At 36.6% G+C, this 361-nt stretch carries 1 pseudogene; it reads right to left on the bottom strand.

From position 1 onward, the window contains the following. Window positions 1–360 (bottom strand): annotated as a pseudogene (locus tag HC175_RS20920) (hypothetical protein); the annotation flags it as partial. Between the last annotated feature and the right edge of the window lies 1 nt (window position 361).

A 361-nucleotide genomic window follows, 5' to 3' on the forward strand; every position in this document is an offset into this window, starting at 1 on the left:
ATTTTGCTGCTGTAGGTCGTTGAGAAAACTTTCAAGCTTCTTCCCTATTTCTACTGTCGGTTTAATAAAATCCGGTAGAATTTCTGTTTTCTCAGGTTCAAATATTTCCTGACCCATCAGCTCTTTAGCTACAAATTTCTTGCAGATAGGTAAATAGTGAAATTGCCCGTCATCTTCAAGAGGCTTAAACTGCTCTTTAAGTTGGACGATTCGTTTTAGATCACCTAATTCTGCCTCAGTTTTTGCTTGTTCTATTTTGAGATAAACCACCGTGAGCACAAAGAGAACCAGCATCACAAAGAACATCGTGGTCATTAGGTCAGAAAAACTAACCCAAAAGAAATCATTCTTTTTTTTAATT

The organism is Salinimicrobium oceani, assembly GCF_012037645.1.